Source organism: Nocardia sp. NPDC003726 (genome assembly GCF_053586955.1).
Genome location: NZ_JBSFNF010000005.1, coordinates 1 through 19,425, shown reverse-complemented (window position 1 = coordinate 19,425; position 19,425 = coordinate 1). Strand labels below are relative to the sequence as shown.

Below are 19,425 nucleotides of genomic sequence, written 5' to 3'. Positions count from 1 at the left end.
CGGGAGGTTGTTGTGGCTGAACATGGAAGCGGTGCTCGTGAGGGCGTCGAGGGCGTCGTCGAAGACGTCAAGGGCAAGGTGAAGGAAGCCGCCGGTACCGTCACCGGGCACGAAGACCTGAAGGACGAAGGTCGCGCGCAGCAGGACAAGGCGGATTCCCAGCGCGAGGCGGCGGGCAAGGAAGCCGCGGCCGAGAAGGCGCGGGCCGAAGCGGACGTCGACGAGGCCCGCCAGTCGGCGCATCAGCACGGGCGGTAACCACACCGGTTCGACCCACCGCAGACACCCGCCGCCGTCAGCAGAGCTGGCGGCGGCGGTCCGCGTAATACCTCGGGAGCGGCGCGCAAGGCGTACCCCTCGACAATGCGCACGTACGCGAGCCCGTGCGGATCAGCGCGAAGACCCGTCGGCCGCTGCCCGGCGTGCGGCGCTGACCGCACGCTTGGCGATGGCCCAACGGTGCACCTCCGAGGGTCCGTCGTAGATGCGGAAGGGCCGTACTTCGCGCGACAGCCGCGCCAGCGGCAGGTCGTCGGAGACGCCGAGGCCGCCGCACAACTGAATGCTGCGGTCGACGATGCGGAAGATCGCCTCGGCGGCGAAGGTCTTCGCGATCGAGGTGGCGTTGCCCGCGTGCTCGCCGTTGTCCAGCTCCCAGCAGGCACGGACCAGCAGCGCGCGGGTGGCGGCGATGTCGATCTCGTTGTCGGCGATCATCTTCTGCGCCATCCCCAGATCGCCGATGCGCGCGCCGAAGCCTTCGCGCTGGGCGACTCGCTCGACGGCGATGTCGTGGCCTCGGCGCGCCGCCCCCAGCCACCGCATGACGTGCGTCATGCGGGCCGGACCCAGCCGCACCTGGGCGTATTCGAAGCCGCGGTCGACGGCGCCGAGCACCGCTTCGTCGGGTACGAACATGTCCTCGAAGAAGACCTCGCAGTGGCCGCCGATCATGGCGCGGTCCAGCGTGGTGATATGCCTGCCGACGCGCAGGCCAGGGGTGTCGGCAGGCGTCAGGAACATCGTCGCCCCGCCGCGCTGTCCCGGTTCACCGGAGGTGCGGGCCATCACGATGAAGAAGCCGGCTCCATCGGCGCCGGTGATGAAGTGCTTGTGGCCGTTGATCCGCCAGCCGCCGTCGGCGCGAACCGCCCGGGTGGCCAGCGCCGCCGGGTCGGAACCCGCGCCGGGTGCGGGCTCGGTCATCGCGAAGGCCGAGCGCACCTCGCCGCGGGCGAGCGGTTCCAGGTAGCGCTGCTTCTGCTCGGGATCGGCGATGTGGGCGAGCATGTGCACGTTGCCCTCGTCCGGTGCGGCGATATTGAGCGCCGTCGGGCCGAACAGCGAGTAGCCCGCCTCCTCGAACACCGGCGCGCGCTCCGACATCGACAGCCCGTGACCGCCGTACTCGACGGGGGCGTGCGGCGCGAAGACCCCGGCCTCGCGCGCCAGCTTGTTCAGCGTGACGCGCAGTCCGTCGCCGCCGGCCGCGGTGATGTCGCCGTGGTGTTCGTCCTCGATCGGCAGCACCGTCTCCCGCACGAATTCCCGGGTGCGGTCGGTCAGCGCCCGAACTTCGTCGGAATAGGTCAGATCGATCGGCATCGCGCATTCCTCCTCGACATCCAGAGCCTCGTCCCTCGACCGAACGATCGCTCTGTCCGGACACTGTCCCACCGGCTGCGGTGCGGTGTCAAAGCGTGCAGTTCAGGCCCGATATCAGGCGCATGTCCGTGCAATCCTACTGTTCAGCTATGCTGAACAAATGCGAAACGAGGCCACGGCGCCGCACGAGGCGATCCGCCGCGCGCGCCGCGCGGCCGGCCTGTCGCTGCGCGAAGCGGCCCGCAGGCTGGAGGTGAGTCCGGCGACGCTCAGCGCCGTGGAGACGGGCAAGACCGGGATCTCGATCGCCCGGCTCACGCGCTTGTCGGAGGTGCTCGGCGTGCCGGTCGCTCAGCTGCTCGGGGACGCCACGCTCGCGCCGCGGCCCAGCTACGACCGGGTCGATCCCGAGCCGGGCGCGCGGGGTGGCTGGCGCGAATTCGCCCCGCTGGACGTCGACCCGGTGTTGGCCGCCGCCCTCGCGTCGTTCGTCGAGATCGGTTATCACGGCACGACCGTTCGCGCCATCGCCCGGCGGGCCGGCACCAGCGTTCCCGGCCTTTACCACCACTATCGCGACAAACACGACCTGCTGGTCCGCATCCTCGATCTGACCATGGACGAACTGCACTGGCGAGTGCGCGCCGCCCGCGCCGAAGGCCGCGACAGCGTCCACCGGGTGCGCCTGATCGTGGAAGCACTGGCCCTGTTCCACACGCACCGCCGCGACCTCGGTTTCATCGGCGCCAGCGAGATGCGCAGCCTTTCCCCGAGCGAACGCGCGCGCATCGCGCGTTCCCGCCGCGACATCCAAGCCATCCTGGACGACGCGATCGCCGCGGCCGACGCCGAGGGCCGCATCGCCGTTCCCCAAGCCCGGTCGGCGGGGCGCGCCATAGCCACCATGTGCACCGCCATCCCGCAGTGGTTCCGCGAGTCCGGCCCGGCGACGCCGGAGGAAGTGGCCGCGCAGTACGGCGATTTCGCGTTGGGCGTGCTGGGGGTCGATCCGGCCCGCTAGCAGTACGTTCGCGGTTTCGCGTGCGGTCACCGCCCGCGGCGCGAGCACGCCACGGCGGCCACCTCCACCTTGGTGGTGATCGGCATACCCCTTGGGGACCGCAGCCCAGCACTCGGGGGCCTGCCTGCGGCGGCGCGGACGGCGGAAAGTAGGACGGGTCAACGCCAGTGAACCGGAGCATCCCATGTCGATTCTCAACTCGATCCCCGCGACGGCGGAACGGTGTGCCACGGTCTGGACCGAAGACGGGGTGGCGCTGGCGGTTCGCGAATACGGCCCGCCGGACGCGGACCTCACCGTCGTCCTGCTGCACGGGCATTGCCTGCGCAGCGAGTCCTGGACCTACGTCCGCGACGAGCTGCTGCGCCGGTACGCGGGCGCCAGGATCGTCTGCTACGACCATCGCGGCCACGGCGAGTCCGCCACGGCGTCCCGGCGGACCTACCGCCTCGACCAGCTCGGCCGTGACCTGCGCGCGGTGCTCGACGCCGTCGCCCCCACCGGGCCGGTCGTCCTCGCGGGCCACTCGATGGGTGGCATGACCGTGCTGACCTATGCGGAACAGAATCCGCACGAGATCGGCACCCGCATCGTCGGCGTGGCTCTGCTGGCGACCGCCGCGGGCGGACTCGCCGACGCCGGCTTCGGCCGTCTGCTGCGCAACCCGGTGGTGTCGGCGTTCCAGGCGGCCGTCCGCCGGGCTCCCGGGGCGATGCACCACGCGAAGCTGCTGGCATGCCGCCTGTTCGCCCCGCTCATCCGCACCGCCGAATTCGGTGATCGCAAGGTGAGTCCGCGGGTACTCGCCCTCGCCAACGCGATGCGCAACGAGACGCCGATCGTCACGATGGCGAGCTACCTGAGCGAATTCATGGTCTACGACCGGACCGACGCGCTCACGCTGCTGTCGGGGATTCCCACGTTGGTGCTGTGCGGCGCCGCTGACCTGATGACACCTCCGTCGCATTCGGTCGCGATGGCCGCCGCCGTCGAGTACTCGGATCTCGTGATCGTCGACAGCGCCGGTCACTCCGTGATCCTGGAACGGCCCGGCCTGGTGGCGGAGGCTGTCGCGCGCCTGATGACGCGCGTAGGCGAGACCGCGGAGCTCGCCTACGCCGCGTAGTGCCGGGACCTCTCACACATACCGCTGGCGGAGTTTGCCCTTGACCAGCTTTCCCGTGGGGGTGCGGGGCAGATCGTCGGCGAAGTCGAAGCTCCGCGGCACCTTGTAGTGGGCGATGCGGTCGCGCAGATAATCGCGCAGCTCCGCGGCCAGCTCCGGACCGGGCTCCGCGCCGGGAGCGGGCTGGACGACGGCCTTGACCGATTCGCCCATCTCCTCGTCGGGCACGCCGATCACCGCGACGTCGAACACCTTGGGATGCAGCGCGAGCGCGTCCTCGACCTCCTGCGGGTAGATGTTCACACCGCCGGAGATGATCATGAAGGCTTTGCGGTCGGTGAGGAACAGGTAGCCCTCATCGTCGACGTATCCGATGTCCCCGGTGGTGGTCCAGGTCGGGTGTTCCGGGTGGACCGCCTCGGCCGTCTTCGCGGGGTCGTTGTGATAGGCGAAGGGGGCCTCGTCGCGTTCGAAGTAGACGGTGCCGATTTCTCCTGCGGGCAGTTGTGCGCCGTCGTCGCCGCACACCCGGATGGTGCCGAGGCCGGCCGTGCCGACCGAGCCGGGCTTGCGCAACCATTGCTCGCTGTCGATGAAAGTGGCGCCGTTGGCCTCCGTCGAGGCGTAGTACTCGTACAGGATCGGGCCCCACCAGTCGATCATCGCCCGCTTCACGTCCACCGGGCACGGGGCGGCCGCGTGCACGGCCACCCGCAGGCTGGACACGTCGTAGCGGGCGCGGACGGCCTCGTCGAGTTTCAGCATCCGGACGAACATGGTCGGCACCCATTGGCTATGGGTCACGCGGTAGCGCTCGATCGCCGCCAACGCCTGTTCGGCGTCGAACTTCTCCATGATCACGAGCGTTCCGCCGAGCGCGTGGACCACACCTCCGAAGCGCAGCGGCGCGGCGTGATAGAGCGGTGCGGGGGAGAGGTAGACGGTCTCGGTGTCGAACCCGTAGAGCGGGCCGAAGATCGCGGTGTAGGTGTCACCGGGCGCATCGCCGACCTGCCGGTCCGGCAGCGGCTGTTTGATGCCCTTGGGCCGTCCGGTGGTGCCGGAGGAATAGAGCATGTCCGCGCCGCGCGGCTGATCTGGCAGCGGCTCCGGCGACGACGCCGCGATGGCCTCCTCGTAGGACTTGTACCCCGGCACGTGGCCGCCGAAGGCGAGGCGGATCTCCACCCCGGGTGTCTCCGGGACGATCTGCTCGGCGGCGTCGGCCAGACCGGCCGATACGATCAGCGCCCTGGCTCCACAGTCGTCGACGATATAGCTGATCTCGCTCGGCGACAGATGCCGGTTGACCGCGGTGATGTAAAGCCCGGTTCGCAACGCCGCCCAATAGACCTCGTAGATCTTCGGGTCGTTTCCCGACAGTAGCGCGACGTGATCGCCTTTGCGCAGCCCCGCGTCGCGCAGGTGCCGGGCCAGTCGAACCGAGTTCTCCTCGAGTTCCCGATAGGTCAGCGCTTCGCCGCTCTCGGCGACGACAACAGCAGGTTTGTCCGGGAATCGGTCGACGTGTGCGCCGGGGTACATGCGGCTCCTCGGTGGAACGGAGCGGTCGATATCCGACCGCAAGGGCCTGCGCGGGCCGCGCGGATCCACGGCGTCCCGCAGAGCGGTTGCTCTGGCACCGACGATAGCTGAAAGTAAACGGCGATTCTGGTTCATTCGCGAACATCGTCACCGGCGATTCGATCGGTGATATCGCGGCCGGGCGGCGGGGGTGCCGCGTACTATGAGAAAATGACTGAAGTAACGTATCAGTCTCTCCATGGTGATGGTTCGCGTACGCGCCGTATCGCGGTGGTGGGAGCAGGGTTGGCCGGGCTGGCCGCCGCGGTCTGGTTGGCGGAGCAGGGCCACCAGGTCAGCTTGCTGGAGAAGCGGGGGCGGCTGGGTGGCCGTACGTTCTCCTTCGACGTGCCCGGTGCCGAGGGCATGGTCGACAACGGTCAGTATCTGTTCGCGGGCTGTTACGACGCGCTGCTCGAGTACGTCGGCACCATCGGCACCGAGGAGCACCTGCACTGGGACGCACCGCCGTTCGCGATCAGGACCGGGCCGGATCGGCTGCTCACCGCACGTGGGCCACGCTGGTTGCCCGCCGTGCTGCGGAACACCGCCGGCCTGTCCTGGCTTGTGTGGCCGCCGATTCCGTGGCGAGAACGCCCCGCCGCCGTGCGGACCTGGCTGCGGATCGGTACCGCGGCGTGGAAACCGTCGCCGGATCTGGACACCATGACCGCCGACCGGTGGTTCCGCGAAATCGGCATGCCGGAGTCGTTGCGAAAGCTGACGCTGGACCAACTCGTGATCGGCCTGCTGAACGAGAAGCCGGACCGCGTATCGGCTTTCACGTTCGCCCAGGCCCTGCACTTCATCGCCCGCCGCGCGCTGGCCGGAAATCTCCGCGCGGGCGACGCGGTATGGCCGCGGGTGAGCCTGCACGAACTGTTCGTCGCGCCGGCCGAACGCTTCCTGCGCGCACGCGGTGCGGAGATATCGACCGGTGCGCAGGTCGTCGACGTCGAGCTGGACGATGACCGGTTGACCGCCCTCCGGTTGGCGGATGGGCGGCGGATCGATTGCGACGCGGCGATCCTGACACTTCCACCGTGGTCGTTGACCACACTGCTGGACCGCGGCGTGCTCGCCGGACACGAATTCTTCGATCCCGTCCGCAAGATCGAGCCGGCGCCGATCTCCAGCGTGTACGTCTGGCTCGACCGCCCGCTGCGCATGGTGCGGCTGGCAGAGAACCTCAGGGACACCACCATCGAGTGGGTGTTCGACACCACCGGTATGCACGACGGCGACCATCGGGACGGGTACTGCTACTCGCTCGCGGTCAGCGCGTCCTGGGACGTCGTGCATCTGCGCAACGACGAGTTCGTTCGCAGGGCAACGGAATCGCTGCACCAGCACTATCCGGAGGCGCGCGCTGCGCAAGTTCTGCGCACCAAGGTGATCCACCAGCCGCAGGCCACGTTCTCCGCTCACCCCGGCTTCGAGTCGCTGCGGCTGAGTCAGAAAACGCCCATCGACGGGCTTTTCCTCGCGGGCGATTGGACCCGCTCCGAGCTTCCGTCCACGATGGAATCCGCGGCGGAGAGCGCTAAGCGAGCCGTCGAGGCCGTCCGGGATTATCTCTCGCTCTCCCGGTGAGTTCGTGGTTATTCCACCCGCAGTGGGCAATACGGTCCATGGAGAGGTGAGACCATGAGCTTGTTCGGAAGTGCTGACAGATATCGATGGCGCCGCAACGGCGGAGTGCGGCGCAGTCGGTGGCGGACCGGTTACGGAAGCGGTTGGCGCAGCAGGTATGGCGGCCGGTGGCGACGGCACGACCGCAGGAGCGGCGGGTACGCGAGATCCGGCGGACTGTCGGGGGCCGCGCGCTTCGGCTTCATCGCACGCGGGATCGCGTACATCGTCATCGGCATTCTCGCGTTCATGCTGGCCGTCGGCGCCGCCCAACACGAGCCGACCGCGGGTGGGGCGCTCGCCACCCTCGCGGGCAAGCCGTTGGGGTATCTCCTGCTGTGGATTCTGGCCTTCGGGTTCGCCGCCCTCGCCGCCTGGCGGCTGACGCAGGCCGCCGCCGCGTCCGCAGCACGGTCGAACGGGCCGCGGTTGCGCGCTCTGGCGCTCGGAATCCTCTATGCCATCGCGTCTTTCGTCGTCTTCCGGTTCGTCGTCGACGGCCGGACGCCGCAGCCGAGCGACGCTCTCGCACGCGATGTGACCGCCCGGATCCTCGGCTGGGACGGCGGACAGGTGGTCGTACTGCTGCTCGGCTTGGCTGTTGTGGCCGCGGGCGTCCTGATCACCCTGCGCGGGATTCGTCTCGCCTTCGTCGACGACCTGCGCATGGGTTGGATGACGCACGCTTCGCGGGAGAGTGTGATCTGGCTGGGCCGGATCGGTTATCTGGCGCGCGGCGCGATCGTCGTCGGCATCGGACTCGCCGCGGTGGTGGCAGCCGCGAACTACGAGCCCGCCAGCGCCAAAGGGGTCGACGCCGTGCTGCACGATTTCGCCGGCAGTGTGTTGGGGCCGTGGCTGCTCATCGCGGTAGCCCTCGGACTGATGGCGTTCGGGATCCTGTCATTCCTCCAAGCGCGCTACCGGCGCACCTATGGCGGCGTCCCGGTCTGATCGCTGTACTCGTCCTCGCGATGGTCGTTGGTGTGCGCCGTTCGCGCTGTCCATCCCGGCGCACGTCGGCATCTGAGCGCTGGAACGGCGGGCCATGGGCATGGCCCGCCGTTCCAGCGAGTCAGCCGCGTGGGTCCGCGGTCGGCTCCGCTCGATCGGCGGGGCCTTTTATCTCGACGATCGGCAAGCGGAGCGCGGCAGGGGCGTCGGCCGGGACCACCGGGTTGCGCGGCGGCACGGGGGCGATGCGCCGGTAGGGCGCGCCGGGTTCCGGTCGCGGATCCGGCTCACCCTTGTTCGGCCAGAGCGCGGTGGCCCGCTCGGCCTGCGCCGTGATCGTGAGCGAAGGGTTCACCCCGAGATTGGCCGAGATGGTCGAGCCGTCGATGACGTGCAGTCCCTGGTAGCCGTGCATCCGATGGTAGGGATCGACGACTCCGGTCTCCGGGGAGTCGCCGATGACGCAGCCGCCGATGAAATGCCCGGTCATGGGGATGTCGAACAGGGCGCTCCAGCCCGCGCCCGGGATGCCGTCGATCTTCTCGGCAACCCGGTGGGCCACCTCGTGCCCGGCCGGGAGCCAGGTCGGATTCGGTTCGCCCACACCCTGTCTGGTGGTCATCTTGCGACCGAACAGACCGCGTTTGGTGTAGGTGGTGATGGAGTTGTCGACCGACTGCATCACCAGCAAGCCGATCATCTGCTCCGACCAGCCGCGCGGATTCTGCAGGTGGAAGGCGTCGCGTCCGAGCTTGCGCATGGTTCGCGCCCACAGCCGCAGCTTCGATGTGCGCCCGTCGGGGTCGATCATGGCGGTGCCGATGAGGCCGATGGCGTTGCTGCCCTTGCCGTAGCGCACGGGCTCGATATGGGTGTCGTCGTCCGGGTGGATGGAGGAGGTGATCGCCACCCCTTTGGTGAAGTCGGAGTCCTTGCGGCGGCTTCGTATCGAGAGCAGTTCCTCGGAGTTGGTGCGCGAGAGTTCGCCCAGACGCGGGGAGATGTCGGGCAGGGAACCGCGGTCGCGCAGCCGGTGCAACAGTCTCTGGGTGCCGAGCGCGGCCGCGGCGAAGACGACCTGCTCGGCGGTGAACTTCTTGCGCGCCTTACGGACCCAGCGTCCGGTGCGGACGGTGGAGATCTCGTAGCCCCCGCCGGGCAGCGGGCGCACGTCGGTCACCGTGGTGAGCGGATGAACCGTGGCTCCGGCCAGCTCCGCGAGGTAGAGATAGTTCTTGACCAGGGTGTTCTTGGCGTTGTGGCGGCAGCCGGTCATGCATTCGCCGCAGTGCGTGCAGGTGTTGCGGGCGGGGCCGACACCCCCGAAGAACGGGTCGGGCACATCCTGACCGGGCCGCGCGCCGTTGCCGCCGAACAGGACGCCGACAGGGGTGCTGCGGTAGCTGGCTCCGACGCCCATCTCGTGCGCGACCTCGGCCAGCACGCGGTCCGACGGCGTGGTCGCGGGATTGGCCGTCACGCCGAGCATCCGCTTGGCCTGGTCGTAGTGCGGGGCGAGCTCGTCCTTCCAGTCGGTGATGTGGGCCCACTGGCGGTCCCGGTAGAACTTGTCCGGCGGTTCGTAGAGGGTGTTCGCGTAGACCAGCGAGCCGCCGCCGACGCCGGCGCCCGCCATGATGAAGGTGTCCTTCAGCAGCGTCAGCCGCTGGATGCCGAAGCAACCCAGGGCCGGCGCCCACAGGTACTTGCGCGCGTCCCACGAGGTCTCGGCGAATTCGTCGTCGGCGAAACGTCTTCCCGCCTCCAGCACGCCGACCCGGTAACCCTTCTCGGTCAGCCGCAGCGCGGTCACACTGCCGCCGAAGCCGGAACCGACGACCACCACGTCGTAGTCGAACGTCATCTGATCTCCACCACTTGTCGAAGTTGTTGCCGCAGGGGAGGCGAGCGTCAACAGACACGCCTCGAGTCGTAGTCCGCGAAGTCCACCTTGCGCGTGTGCCACCGGTAGCTGGTGACGGTGCCGGGCCAGTTGTTGGTGATCCGCCCGGCCGCGTTGCGGTACCAGCTCGAGCAGAAGTTCCACGGTGTGCGGTCGAGGCGCTGCTGCAACCTGCGATCGAACCGGGCCTCGACCTCGGGTCGCACTTCCAGCACGTGGCCGGGCCGCTCGGCGATGCGCGCGACGGCCTGCCGGATGTAGCGGGCCTGCGATTCGATCATGTAGACGATCGAACCGACGCCGAGGTTGGTGTTCGGGCCGTAGACGAGGAACAGGTTCGGGTAACCGGGCACCGTGATGCCCTGGTACGCGCGGGCGCCCTGCGACCATTCGTCGGCGAGCTTGCGCCCGCCGCGGCCGGAGATCCGCATCGGCCAGAGGAATTCGGTGCCCTTGAAGCCCGTGCCGTAGACGATCGCGTCCACCTCGTGCAGCACGCCGTCGGCGGTGCGCACGCCATCGGGGGTGATCTCGGTGATCGCGGTGGTCTCCACCGTCACGTTGGGCCGGGTGAGCGCGGGCAGGTAGTCGTTGGAGAACAGCGCCCGCTTGCAGCCGGCCGGATAGTCCGGGGTGAGCTTGGCGCGCAGCCGCGGGTCGGGGACCTGGCGCTCGAGATGCCGCAGGCCGATCCGCGTCACCAGTTTGCGGATGACCGGCACGTCGACGATCCCCAGCGCCAGGAACTCGCAGAACAGCCAGAACGCGAAGCGCTCGGTGAGGCGGGTGACCGGCAACAGCCGGAAGGCGCGATGATGCCAGGCTTTGTACTCGACGTCCGGCTTCGGCATGATCCACGCGGCCGAACGCTGGAACAGCGTCAGATGCGCCACCGAAGGCGCGATCGCGGGCACGAACTGCACCGCGCTGGCTCCGGTGCCGATGACCGCCACCCGTTTGCCGGTCAGGTCGGCGTCGTGATCCCACTCGGCGGAGTGGAAGGCCGTCCCGCGGAAGCTCTCCACACCGGGGATGTTCGGCAGCGCGGGCCGCGACAGCTGACCGACCGCGGAGATCAGCACATCGCAGGTCAGCTCGCCGCCGTCGGCGGTGCGCACGGTCCACCGTCCGGTGGCGTCGTCGAACTCCGCCTCGGTGACCTCGGTGCGGAAGCGGATCTTGGACAGCAGGTCGTGATCGCGGGCGATGCCGCGCAGGTAGGCGAGGATGTCGGGCTGCCGGGAGAACCGCTTGGGCCAGTCGGTGCGCGGCGCGTAGGAGTAGGAGTACAGCGGCGAGGGGATGTCGCAGCCCGCGCCGGGGTAGGTGTTCTCCCGCCAGACGCCGCCGACGTCCTCGGCCCGCTCCAGGATCGTGACATCGTGCAGGCCCGCCCGCTGGAGTTCCATCGCCATGCCGAGCCCCCCGAAACCGGTGCCGATGATGACGATCGAAGGTGTGCTCATGGTGACAACGCTATGACCCGGACAAAGACCGATGCCAAACACCTGAGGTCAGAAAATCCATACTTTCGGCCAAATCTTCGTTCACCAGCGGCGCGACTCCTCCGTCGGGCAGGGGCACCGCGCTCCGGCCGCAGCGGCCGGTAGGCCGGCGGCGTCTCGTCCTACCCGAAAGAACTCACGTTGTTCACCTGGTTCGCCTGCGTGTACCCGCTCCACACGTATTCACAGCTGAAACCGCCGGAATCATCCCAAGTGATCGGCGTCGACTCGGTGCCGACATTCGTGATCCACAAAATGTAGATCTCGTGTCCTGCCTCGTACTCCGAGCTGGTCTGCCCGGGGGCGAGAACGAACAGCGATTTGGGCTTGTTCCATTCCTGCCGGTACACCGAAACGTAGACGTCCGTGTCGTTGTACAGCTTGTACCAGCCGGGCGAGCTCTTCTGGGCGGGCGGTTGCTCGGTCAGCGAGGACAACGGCACGATCTTTTGCTTGGCACCCATGCCGGTATCGGTCATCGGTCGTCTCCCTTCAGGTCGTGCGCTCGGCAGGAATCGATCGCGTGCATCTCGTTCGCACGGTGCAGCATATGAATTCGCGGCCGGGCCTTCCCTCACCCCTTTCGGATGAATTACTTCCGCACCGAGGAGTGCGAACGGCAATCGGGATACAGCTGAGGGAATCCGCTCCGATGTGGCGCCGATTCTGCTGTACTGGCTGTCTGCGATTCGCCTTGGACGACGACTACGAGATCAGCGCAGCGTCACGGGCGGCGTCGAGCCCGGTAGCGGTGCGCTCACACAGTGAGGACGACACCATGGCCGAAAAGACTGCCACCACATACCAAATCATCAACTACGAGACCGGCCAGGCATTGGCGGTCGACGGCGACGCGGACAGCGTGACCATGCGCCAGCGTGCCGCCGACGACAACGCCCAGCTGTGGACCTGCCCGGCCAATCCCGAAGAGGGTGATTTCGACATCGTCAACACGAAAACCGGTGGCCACCTCGCGGCGATCCGTACGAATGGGCACCTGGTATGCGGCGACGAGCATTACGGCTGGGACATGCCGGATTTTCCGGAGATAACACCGATCGCGACCAGTGACGACGAATTCGTTATCGGGGTGGTTCTGAACAATCGACCCCAGTTGATGATCAACCAGGAAAGCGATCGGGAGAAGTGGATCTTCCGTAAGGTGTGATCCGCCCCAGGTTCGGGCGCTGTGACTCGACAGGGCGAATCGACCGGCGGGAGCGTCGCGCCGAGGCGGTCATGCCCCGGGCGGCCGCGACGGTCGCCCCATGACGACTACGTCGTCGCGAGACCGAATCGCTCGGCGAATGCCGACATCGTGTCGTGCTGCTCCGCGGCGCTCGCCGCGGTCGGGTTGACCACGATCCGGGTCACACCGTGTTCTTCGAGTCGGCCGACCTCCTCGACCGACAGATCGGCCGAGCCCCAGCGCGTGTACTCCAAGGCGGCCGGATCGCGCCCCGCTTCGGCGGCCGCCCTGCGTGCCGCCTCCATCTGCAGGTCACGCTCGGCCTCCGCCAGCATTCCGCCCGCGAAATAGCCGTTGCCGCGCAGTCCGGCGCGGCGGGCGGCAGCCCGGCTGGATCCGCCCACATGGATCGGAAGTTCCTTCACGTTCGACGGTTTCGGGTAACTGCACAGATCGTCGAAGTCGTAGAATTCGCCGTGATAGCCGACGCCGTCGGGGCCGCCCGACCACAGCAGTCGCAGCACGTCGATCGCCTCGTCGGCGCGGCGGCCGCGGGTGCGGAAGTCCACCCCCACCGCCCGCGCCTCTCCCGGCAGGGCGCCGATTCCGACGGTGAGCAGCCGCATGCGTCCCTTGGACAAGACATCGATGGTGGCCAGGCGTTTGGCGAGTACCACGGGGTGGCGGTACGGCAGCAACAGGACACCGGTGCCCAGCAGCAGTCGTCGCGTGGCCGCGGCGACGAAACTCAGGCAGTCGAGCGGGTCGAAGTAGGGCAGCGTCGCGGGCAGTTGTCCGGCGCCGTAGGACGCGCCCGGGTACAGGGCGATATGGTCCTGCACGTACAGTGCCTCGAAACCGCACTCTTCGGCATGCTGGGCGAACCTTGTGAGCCGATCGGGATCGGTCCCGTTGAACGGCGTGCTGTAGCTGATCGCGAATTTCACGGACATTCCTTCGTATGCGCGTCGGTGCGGACCCAGCGGGGAGAATCTCGGATGCCGAGCGGAGCCGGTGCGTGATCGCTGTCGCCGTACTCGCGACCTTCACCAGCACACCGGCATCGCAACGGTAAACCTTGTCGCCGACGTCAAGGCAAGTCCGAAGCGGTGGGCGATCCCGCTGCGCCCGTGGCGGTGTGGCGATCGGACCCGAAGCATCCGTCGCGCCTTCCCGACTCAGCTCAGGTATTGGTCGGCGGCCTTCGCGAGCTCGTCGAGCGCACGCAGTGTCTCCGACTCCGGCAGGGTCGGCAGGCCGAAGAGCAATCGCCGCGCTCCGGCCTCGGCGTAGCCGTCGATCAGGCCGGGATCCGGCGCGGCGAACGCGACCGTGACGGGTAGGTCCCGCCTTGTCTCGACCGGCCGTGCTCCATCATGTTCGACGAGGCCACGCCGGAGATGCTTGCCCTGCTGGAGGACGAACTGACCCGCATGTCCCGGCGCATCGACTGCCTGACGCGCAATCGGGAGGCCATCGCCGACTATCTCGATGCCGTGCGCGCCCACACGAGTCGCGGACCGGCGCGGAAGGATTCACGCACGACCCGGTGACCGAATCCGTGCGGGCGGGAGCGCGTCCGGGGCCCGTAACCACATGTCGCGCTCCGCACCGAGCGGATGGTACGCGGGGCTCAGCGGCTGGCGGCGAGTGCCGCGAGGGTTTCGGCGGAAGTGTGCGCCGGTTTCCAGCCGAGAAGCTGTTTCGCGCGGGTGGTGTCCATGACGACGGGAGTGCGGACGATGTGCAGCCACTCGAGGGTCGCGGGCACGAAAGGGAGATAGGTGAGGGCCGCCGAGGCGACCGTCGCGGCGGAGGCGGGGACGCGTACCGGCCTGCCGCCCAGCGCGGTCACCACCTCGGACAGGCTGAGCGTGCCGTCACCGGCGATGTTGTAGGCACCGGGCGGCGCGTCCGCGGTGGCGGCCAGCGCGATGGCCGCGGCCACGTCGTCGTGGTGGACGAGTTGCAGCGGGTGGCCCGGGTCGGGAACCAGCGGCTTGAACAGCGGATTGGCTCGGGCCAGCGCGCGCAGCGGGCCGGGGATCTTCGCCCACGGCAGATCGTGCAGGGCCGGAGCCTTCGGGCCGGCCACTATGCAGGGCCGCAGCACGAACACCTCGAGGTCGGAGCCCGCGGTGATCTCGGCGAGCGCGGCCTCGCAGACGGCCTTCTGCTGGGAGTAGTAGTGCTCTGTCGAGCCCTCGGGCGGCACGTCCTCGGTCAGGGGCGAGGGATTGCCGGGATGGTAGCCGTAGGCGGCGACCGAGGAGGTGTACACGAGCCTGCGGGGTCGGCCGGCGGCCACCGTCGCCGCGAAGACGTTGCGGGTGCCGGTGAGATTCACCCGCGCGCTGTCCTGCCGCGAGCCCATGATCACGAATGCCAGGTGGACCACCACGTCGGCGTCGGCGACCAGGGCGTCGACGGCGGCTCGGTCGAGGATGTCGCCGCGCCGGTACTCGGTCTTGGTCCAGCCGTGTGCGGCGGGTTCGAAGGGGCGGCGAGCCATGCCGACGATCCGGTCCACGGCCGGATCGTTCTCCAGTGCGGTGACGGCGGAGATGCCGATCTCGCCGGTCGGCCCGGTGACGGCGACAGTGATACCCATGCGGCCGGAATTCCCCGGCCGCCGTGGGCGAAACGGTGCTCAGTCGGGCGGTTCGACGGCGCCCGCCGCCTCGTCGACGTCCTCGTTCTCCGTAGTTTCACCGGCTTCGAGATCGAGGTCGTCAGGGTGGGAGGTATCGATCGGGTCGCCCAGTTCGGGTGCGTTCTTGTTTCCGGGTTCGGTCACGTTCCCGGCCTACCCACCGTCGTCGTTTTCACGCGCGGTGTGCGCCGCGTGTTCCCCGCGCCTCCGCTGGTTCCGTCGGGGCGGCCGGACAACCGATCGGCACGCCGCTGACCGGTTACACCGACGGCGCCAGCCCAGACTCAGGCCCGCGCCGGAATTCCGCACGGCTCATCGGGATCGCGGGATCCCCAGTCACCAGAACGTCAGCTCTCGCAGACGATTTCGCCGACCGCTGTCCGGGTTCGTGCGTAAGCGATGGCGTCTTCCGGGTAGGCCGATTCCGCGGCGCACTGCCGGAAGCGGTGGACGGCCTCGTCGAGGCGCGGCCCCGGCCCTCGGTCGGCGAGCAGGACGACGATCGCTTCGCGAGTCCGGATTCCCTGATCGGGTTGGTCGGACAGTTCGTCCAGGTAGCGATCGGTTTCCAGCAGTCGTAGCGCCCGGCGGGCGTAGGCGTGCACGCGGCGGGGAAGTTCGCTGCGGATGGTGTCGATATCGGATCGCAGCGCGTGGCTGCCGGGCAGGTCCGGGTCGACCCGCAGGGTCCATGGCGTGGTCAGCTCGTCGGCCAATGACCGGCTGTCGATCAGGCCGGGGCCGGTGGCCGACTCCAGCGGTATGGGGGGCAGGCCCAGCCGGGCGTCGCGCCAGGTGCAGTACTCCCACCACGCGATGGGGGTGGCCCGCAAGGTCAACCCGAAGCCGAGGACCTGTTGCCCGTCGATCCACGTGCGGGTGACACGGGTGCGCCCGACGGAGGCGACACCGCGCGCTTCGACTCGTGTCCAGGTGGGCTCGGTGCCGTGGAACCCGTACGGCTGTAGCAATTTTCCGGTTTCGCGCAGCAGGCGGCGCAGTGCCGTATCGGGGTTGACCATGCCCGGCAGATTAGCCACGACATCCGACACCACGGCAACTCCGCGCGGATGCGTGCCACGGGGGCGGCAGCGCCCGCCGCCCCGGTGACGCACCGCGCTACCCGTTGTATTCGCTGACGACGTCGAGGACCCACACGACACCGAAACGGTCACGCAGCATCCCGTAGGCGGGCGACCAGCCCGCCGGGCCCATCGGGACCACGATCGTCGCCCCCTCGGTCAGTTTGTCCCAATAGCCCGACACCTCTTCGACGGTCGCGCCGCGCACCGAGACGAAGAACGAGTTCTCGCCTCGGTCGTAGCCCATCCGCGCGGGCACGTCGTAGGCCATGACGCGGAAACCGTTGTCGGCCTCGACTTGTCCCCACATGATCCGGTCCGCCTCGGACGCGACCTGGACATTCCCGGCGTCTTCGTAAGTGACGGCGGCGAGGTGACCGCCGAAAACGGACCGATAGAACTCCAGCGCCGCGCGAGCGTCGCCGCGGAAGTTCAGGTGGGTGGTGGTTGCAAGGGACACAGTTGCTCCTGATTCGGCTCATCGGTTGACGGGAGCAACCCTCGCAGGAGTAGTGGCCAGGATGTGTCCGCTACTTCGGGCAGGATGCGAGGATGCCGAAAACTTCCGCTCGACTACTGGCGCTGCTGTCGCTGCTGCAAGCGCGCCGGGACTGGCCGGGAACGCTGTTGGCCGAACGACTGCAGGTCAGCCCGCGTACCGTGCGCCGGGATGTCGGCCGGCTGCGGGAACTCGGCTATGCCATCGTCACCACCAAGGGCCCGGACGGGGGATACCGGCTCGGCACGGGGACGCGTCTGCCTCCGCTGCTGTTCGACGACGAGCAGGCCGTCGCCCTCGCCGTCGCACTACAGATCGCCACCACCGCAGGGGCCGGTCTCGAAGAGGCCGCGGCGCGCGCCTTGCACACCGTCGGTCAGGTCATGCCCGCGCGGCTGCGTCACCGCATGGACACGCTGCGCATCACCGCCGTCGCACCGGCCGCCGCCGAGGTCGGCACAGAGGTCCTCACGGTGATCGCCGCCGCCGTCGCCGCCCGCGAAGTCTTGCGTTTCGACTACGCCGCCCCACCGGACGCCGCCGCGCGCCCGCCGCGCCGAGTGCAGCCGCATCACCTCGTCACCTGGGCGGGACGTTGGTATCTCGTGGCCTGGGACCTGGACCGGGACGACTGGCGGACGTTCCGAGCCGACCGGATCGCCCCGCGCACCCCCACCGGCCCCCGCTTCACTGCGCGCGCACTCCCGGCCGGTGATGTGGCGACCTTCGTGACCGGCACGTTCCGCGGCGCGGAGGGGACCGGCGACTGGCCGTGCCGTGGGGCGGTGATCCTGCACCGCCCCGCCGCCGACATCGCGCCCTTCCTCCATGACGGGGTGGTCGAGTCGCTCGGTCCCGACCGTTGCCGGGTCGTCCTCGGCTCGTGGTCATGGCTCGCGCTCGCCGGCAGTCTCGGTCGGTTCGACGCGGACATCGAAGTCATCGGGCCGCCCGAACTCACGGCCGCTTTCGCGCGCCTGGCGCGCCGCTACACCGACGCGGCGAACGGGACGCACACGCGGAGATGACCGTGTATGGCTATTCCCCGGGCTGGTGAGGAGAATAGTCTGCTCTGTGTGGGCGTGCATATCGGTGATCGAGTGCGACTGGTTCCCGGCAGTCGGTGGGTGTTCCGCGTGCTGGAAGTCGTCGGTGCGTTCGCGCTCGTCGCCGCCGAACCCGACGACGGCGGCGGCGAACCGTTCGGTGTGCTGACCGCGACCTTGATCCCGGTCGGCGAACAGCCGTGGTGACCGCCGGCCTGATTGCGCCGAATGCTCGAGACGGGTTCGTCGGTGGTGGGTACGGATCGGCCGGGCCGTCGTGGCGCTCGTCCATAGAAGCGAGGTTCGTGCCTGGCTGGAGACGGCGTCGCGCTAGGGGATGACCGAGCAGCTGGGGTTCGAGCGGGGAGTCTGACCGCCGATGCCGGATCTCGGCCAGAACGGCACGGCCGCGCCGCTGCTCGAGCGGCAGCATGCGGGAAACGTTCAGCTCGGTATTTGTAGTAGCCACGGGGATGCTGTGCAGCGAAGGGCGCGGTAACTCGTCGGTGAAATCCCATTGATCATCACATCTTCCCGGCACAATATGGCGATGTGGAAATTTGCTGAACTGTTGCGAATCGCTGTTGCCGGTGCGCTGGTCGTGATAGCCGGTCATAGCGTCGCGGCTGCCCCCGCGGCGAGCGACACCCATATCCAGTTGCCTTGGCTGACGTCCGGGCCGGAGGCGGTGCAGGCGTCGGGAGCAGCGCTGGCGGACGGAATCACCGGCACGGTGCTGTGGTCGCGACAGCCGAATGCCCCGGTTCCGATAGCCAGCATCACGAAGGTGATGACGGCACTGGTCGTGATCAACGCCGGCGACCTCGATCGGGCCATTACCGTGCCGCAGGAAGTCATCGCCTACGACGCCGAGTATGACGGAAGCAACGCGGGCCTGGTCCCCGGCGAGGTGCTCACGGCGCGACAGCTGCTGTACGCGATGATGCTGCCGTCGGGCTGCGACGCCGCCTATGCCCTTGCCGAGGCCTATGGGCCCGGCCAAGAAGGCTTCATCGCCAAAATGAACGACACCGCGCGTCAGATGGGCTTGGCGGGAACACATTTCACCGACCCCAGCGGCCTGCCCGCCCCCACCGACCACTCCACCTACTCCACCCCGGCGGACCTGGTGACCCTCGGGCTGCGCGCGATGAGCCTGCCGGTGTTCCGAGAGGTCGTCAGCGCGCAGAGCTATCACGTGCCCGCGGGCCCGGACAACCGCGCGCACCTCTGGCAGACCACGAACTCGCTGCTACGCGACTATCCCGGCACCATCGGCATCAAGACCGGGTACACCGACGCCGCCGGAACGTGCCTGCTGTTCGAGACGGTCAGGGCAGGGATCCCGCTGATCGGTGTGGTCCTGCACAGCTCACCCGACAGCGACCGCGCCGCGAAGGACGACGCCGAACGCATGTTGAACTGGGCCTACAACCCGATCCTGAGCGCACTGCCGATCAGTTGAGCGGCAAGACGGTGTGGGCCGAACTGGGTGCCCGCTGCGGCGGCTGATCGGAGTTCAGCTGTCGTTGTCGGGCTCGGGCGGGTTTCGTCGGGTGAGTTCGGCGTTGAGTTCGCGGGCTTGGGTGAGTTGGTTTTCCAGGACGACGATCCGGCACGCCGCTT

Annotated in this window: 20 protein-coding genes; 9 read left to right on the top strand and 11 right to left on the bottom strand. The window is 68.6% G+C overall.

Annotated elements, in window-relative coordinates; all coding sequences use genetic code 11:
* Positions 1-12: 12 nt before the first annotated feature.
* Complete coding sequence (gene mbp1, locus ACWDMM_RS08275; protein WP_067802064.1) at positions 13-258, top strand: microaggregate-binding protein 1; 246 nt, start codon at positions 13-15, stop codon at positions 256-258.
* Between the two features lie 132 nt (positions 259-390).
* On the opposite strand, the gene ACWDMM_RS08270 is transcribed toward mbp1, so the two are convergent.
* On the bottom strand, positions 391-1,605 hold the full coding sequence (locus ACWDMM_RS08270; protein ID WP_195082365.1) for an acyl-CoA dehydrogenase family protein: 1,215 nt from the start codon (positions 1,603-1,605) through the stop codon (positions 391-393).
* Positions 1,606-1,765: 160 nt separating this feature from the next.
* On the opposite strand from ACWDMM_RS08270, the gene ACWDMM_RS08265 reads away from it, so the two are divergent.
* Together ACWDMM_RS08265 and ACWDMM_RS08260 are read left to right on the top strand one after the other, a co-directional pair.
* Entirely contained in the window at positions 1,766-2,626 is an 861-nt protein-coding gene (locus tag ACWDMM_RS08265) for a TetR family transcriptional regulator (protein ID WP_449936687.1), read from the top strand.
* A gap of 184 nt (positions 2,627-2,810) precedes the next feature.
* Positions 2,811-3,752: an alpha/beta fold hydrolase gene (locus ACWDMM_RS08260; protein WP_357110399.1), complete on the top strand. Its 942-nt coding sequence runs from the start codon at positions 2,811-2,813 to the stop codon at positions 3,750-3,752.
* Between the two features lie 12 nt (positions 3,753-3,764).
* Here ACWDMM_RS08260 and ACWDMM_RS08255 read toward each other — a convergent pair whose 3' ends face one another.
* Positions 3,765-5,297: an acyl-CoA synthetase gene (locus ACWDMM_RS08255; protein WP_449936685.1), complete on the bottom strand. Its 1,533-nt coding sequence runs from the start codon at positions 5,295-5,297 to the stop codon at positions 3,765-3,767.
* A gap of 210 nt (positions 5,298-5,507) precedes the next feature.
* On the opposite strand from ACWDMM_RS08255, the gene hpnE reads away from it, so the two are divergent.
* Both hpnE and ACWDMM_RS08245 read left to right on the top strand, forming a co-directional pair.
* Positions 5,508-6,929 (top strand): hydroxysqualene dehydroxylase HpnE, encoded by a 1,422-nt coding sequence (gene hpnE, locus ACWDMM_RS08250; protein ID WP_449936683.1) that lies wholly within the window; start codon positions 5,508-5,510, stop codon positions 6,927-6,929.
* Between the two features lie 54 nt (positions 6,930-6,983).
* Complete coding sequence (locus tag ACWDMM_RS08245) at positions 6,984-7,922, top strand: DUF1206 domain-containing protein (protein WP_449936681.1); 939 nt, start codon at positions 6,984-6,986, stop codon at positions 7,920-7,922.
* Positions 7,923-8,043: 121 nt separating this feature from the next.
* Here ACWDMM_RS08245 and ACWDMM_RS08240 read toward each other — a convergent pair whose 3' ends face one another.
* The 3 genes from ACWDMM_RS08240 to ACWDMM_RS08230 all read right to left on the bottom strand — a co-directional run bounded on the left by ACWDMM_RS08240 (position 8,044) and on the right by ACWDMM_RS08230 (position 11,809).
* Positions 8,044-9,786 carry an FAD-dependent oxidoreductase gene (locus tag ACWDMM_RS08240; protein WP_449936678.1) on the bottom strand — a complete coding sequence of 581 codons (1,743 nt, stop codon included), beginning with the start codon at positions 9,784-9,786 and terminating at the stop codon, positions 8,044-8,046.
* 47 nt (positions 9,787-9,833) lie between these two features.
* A complete protein-coding gene (locus ACWDMM_RS08235) occupies positions 9,834-11,291 on the bottom strand; it encodes a flavin-containing monooxygenase (protein ID WP_195082370.1) in 1,458 nt (485 codons plus the stop codon).
* 161 nt (positions 11,292-11,452) lie between these two features.
* Entirely contained in the window at positions 11,453-11,809 is a 357-nt protein-coding gene (locus ACWDMM_RS08230; RefSeq protein WP_195082371.1) for a hypothetical protein, read from the bottom strand.
* 215 nt (positions 11,810-12,024) lie between these two features.
* Between ACWDMM_RS08230 and ACWDMM_RS08225 the strand changes: the two genes are divergently transcribed.
* Entirely contained in the window at positions 12,025-12,498 is a 474-nt protein-coding gene (locus ACWDMM_RS08225; RefSeq protein WP_195082372.1) for an RICIN domain-containing protein, read from the top strand.
* Positions 12,499-12,605: 107 nt separating this feature from the next.
* Here ACWDMM_RS08225 and ACWDMM_RS08220 read toward each other — a convergent pair whose 3' ends face one another.
* From ACWDMM_RS08220 to ACWDMM_RS08195, 6 genes are all read right to left on the bottom strand, one after another.
* Complete coding sequence (locus ACWDMM_RS08220; protein WP_435406627.1) at positions 12,606-13,472, bottom strand: TIGR03619 family F420-dependent LLM class oxidoreductase; 867 nt, start codon at positions 13,470-13,472, stop codon at positions 12,606-12,608.
* Positions 13,473-13,697: 225 nt separating this feature from the next.
* A complete protein-coding gene (locus ACWDMM_RS08215; RefSeq protein ID WP_357206672.1) occupies positions 13,698-14,027 on the bottom strand; it encodes a hypothetical protein in 330 nt (109 codons plus the stop codon).
* Positions 14,028-14,152: 125 nt separating this feature from the next.
* Positions 14,153-15,130 (bottom strand): NAD-dependent epimerase/dehydratase family protein, encoded by a 978-nt coding sequence (locus ACWDMM_RS08210; protein ID WP_195082375.1) that lies wholly within the window; start codon positions 15,128-15,130, stop codon positions 14,153-14,155.
* 39 nt (positions 15,131-15,169) lie between these two features.
* The gene (locus ACWDMM_RS08205; RefSeq protein ID WP_195082376.1) at positions 15,170-15,316 is read right to left on the bottom strand and encodes a hypothetical protein; all 147 of its coding nucleotides are present in this window, start codon (positions 15,314-15,316) and stop codon (positions 15,170-15,172) included.
* Between the two features lie 203 nt (positions 15,317-15,519).
* Positions 15,520-16,194: a hypothetical protein gene (locus ACWDMM_RS08200; protein WP_195082377.1), complete on the bottom strand. Its 675-nt coding sequence runs from the start codon at positions 16,192-16,194 to the stop codon at positions 15,520-15,522.
* A 97-nt stretch (positions 16,195-16,291) separates the two neighbouring features.
* Positions 16,292-16,714 (bottom strand): VOC family protein, encoded by a 423-nt coding sequence (locus ACWDMM_RS08195; protein ID WP_195082378.1) that lies wholly within the window; start codon positions 16,712-16,714, stop codon positions 16,292-16,294.
* 92 nt (positions 16,715-16,806) lie between these two features.
* Between ACWDMM_RS08195 and ACWDMM_RS08190 the strand changes: the two genes are divergently transcribed.
* The 3 genes from ACWDMM_RS08190 to ACWDMM_RS08180 all read left to right on the top strand — a co-directional run bounded on the left by ACWDMM_RS08190 (position 16,807) and on the right by ACWDMM_RS08180 (position 19,264).
* Positions 16,807-17,781, top strand: a complete 975-nt coding sequence (locus tag ACWDMM_RS08190; RefSeq protein WP_449936673.1) for a helix-turn-helix transcriptional regulator — start codon at positions 16,807-16,809, stop codon at positions 17,779-17,781.
* 48 nt (positions 17,782-17,829) lie between these two features.
* Positions 17,830-18,006, top strand: coding sequence for a hypothetical protein (locus tag ACWDMM_RS08185; RefSeq protein WP_449936671.1), 177 nt, complete (start codon positions 17,830-17,832; stop codon positions 18,004-18,006).
* Positions 18,007-18,349: 343 nt separating this feature from the next.
* Positions 18,350-19,264, top strand: coding sequence for a D-alanyl-D-alanine carboxypeptidase family protein (locus ACWDMM_RS08180; protein ID WP_357110426.1), 915 nt, complete (start codon positions 18,350-18,352; stop codon positions 19,262-19,264).
* Positions 19,265-19,425: the final 161 nt, after the last annotated feature.

Excerpts from the sequence above, each read along its gene's own strand:
- ACWDMM_RS08270 (WP_195082365.1), bottom strand. The coding sequence starts at position 1,605 with ATGCCGATCGATCTGACCTATTCCGACGAAGTTCGGGCGCTGACCGAC.
- ACWDMM_RS08265 (WP_449936687.1), top strand. The coding sequence starts at position 1,766 with ATGCGAAACGAGGCCACGGCGCCGCACGAGGCGATCCGCCGCGCGCGC.
- ACWDMM_RS08260 (WP_357110399.1), top strand. The coding sequence starts at position 2,811 with ATGTCGATTCTCAACTCGATCCCCGCGACGGCGGAACGGTGTGCCACG.
- ACWDMM_RS08255 (WP_449936685.1), bottom strand. The coding sequence starts at position 5,297 with ATGTACCCCGGCGCACACGTCGACCGATTCCCGGACAAACCTGCTGTT.
- hpnE (WP_449936683.1), top strand. The coding sequence starts at position 5,508 with ATGACTGAAGTAACGTATCAGTCTCTCCATGGTGATGGTTCGCGTACG.
- ACWDMM_RS08245 (WP_449936681.1), top strand. The coding sequence starts at position 6,984 with ATGAGCTTGTTCGGAAGTGCTGACAGATATCGATGGCGCCGCAACGGC.
- ACWDMM_RS08240 (WP_449936678.1), bottom strand. The coding sequence starts at position 9,786 with ATGACGTTCGACTACGACGTGGTGGTCGTCGGTTCCGGCTTCGGCGGC.
- ACWDMM_RS08235 (WP_195082370.1), bottom strand. The coding sequence starts at position 11,291 with ATGAGCACACCTTCGATCGTCATCATCGGCACCGGTTTCGGGGGGCTC.
- ACWDMM_RS08230 (WP_195082371.1), bottom strand. The coding sequence starts at position 11,809 with ATGACCGATACCGGCATGGGTGCCAAGCAAAAGATCGTGCCGTTGTCC.
- ACWDMM_RS08220 (WP_435406627.1), bottom strand. The coding sequence starts at position 13,472 with ATGTCCGTGAAATTCGCGATCAGCTACAGCACGCCGTTCAACGGGACC.
- ACWDMM_RS08210 (WP_195082375.1), bottom strand. The coding sequence starts at position 15,130 with ATGGGTATCACTGTCGCCGTCACCGGGCCGACCGGCGAGATCGGCATC.
- ACWDMM_RS08200 (WP_195082377.1), bottom strand. The coding sequence starts at position 16,194 with ATGGTCAACCCCGATACGGCACTGCGCCGCCTGCTGCGCGAAACCGGA.
- ACWDMM_RS08190 (WP_449936673.1), top strand. The coding sequence starts at position 16,807 with ATGCCGAAAACTTCCGCTCGACTACTGGCGCTGCTGTCGCTGCTGCAA.
- ACWDMM_RS08180 (WP_357110426.1), top strand. The coding sequence starts at position 18,350 with ATGTGGAAATTTGCTGAACTGTTGCGAATCGCTGTTGCCGGTGCGCTG.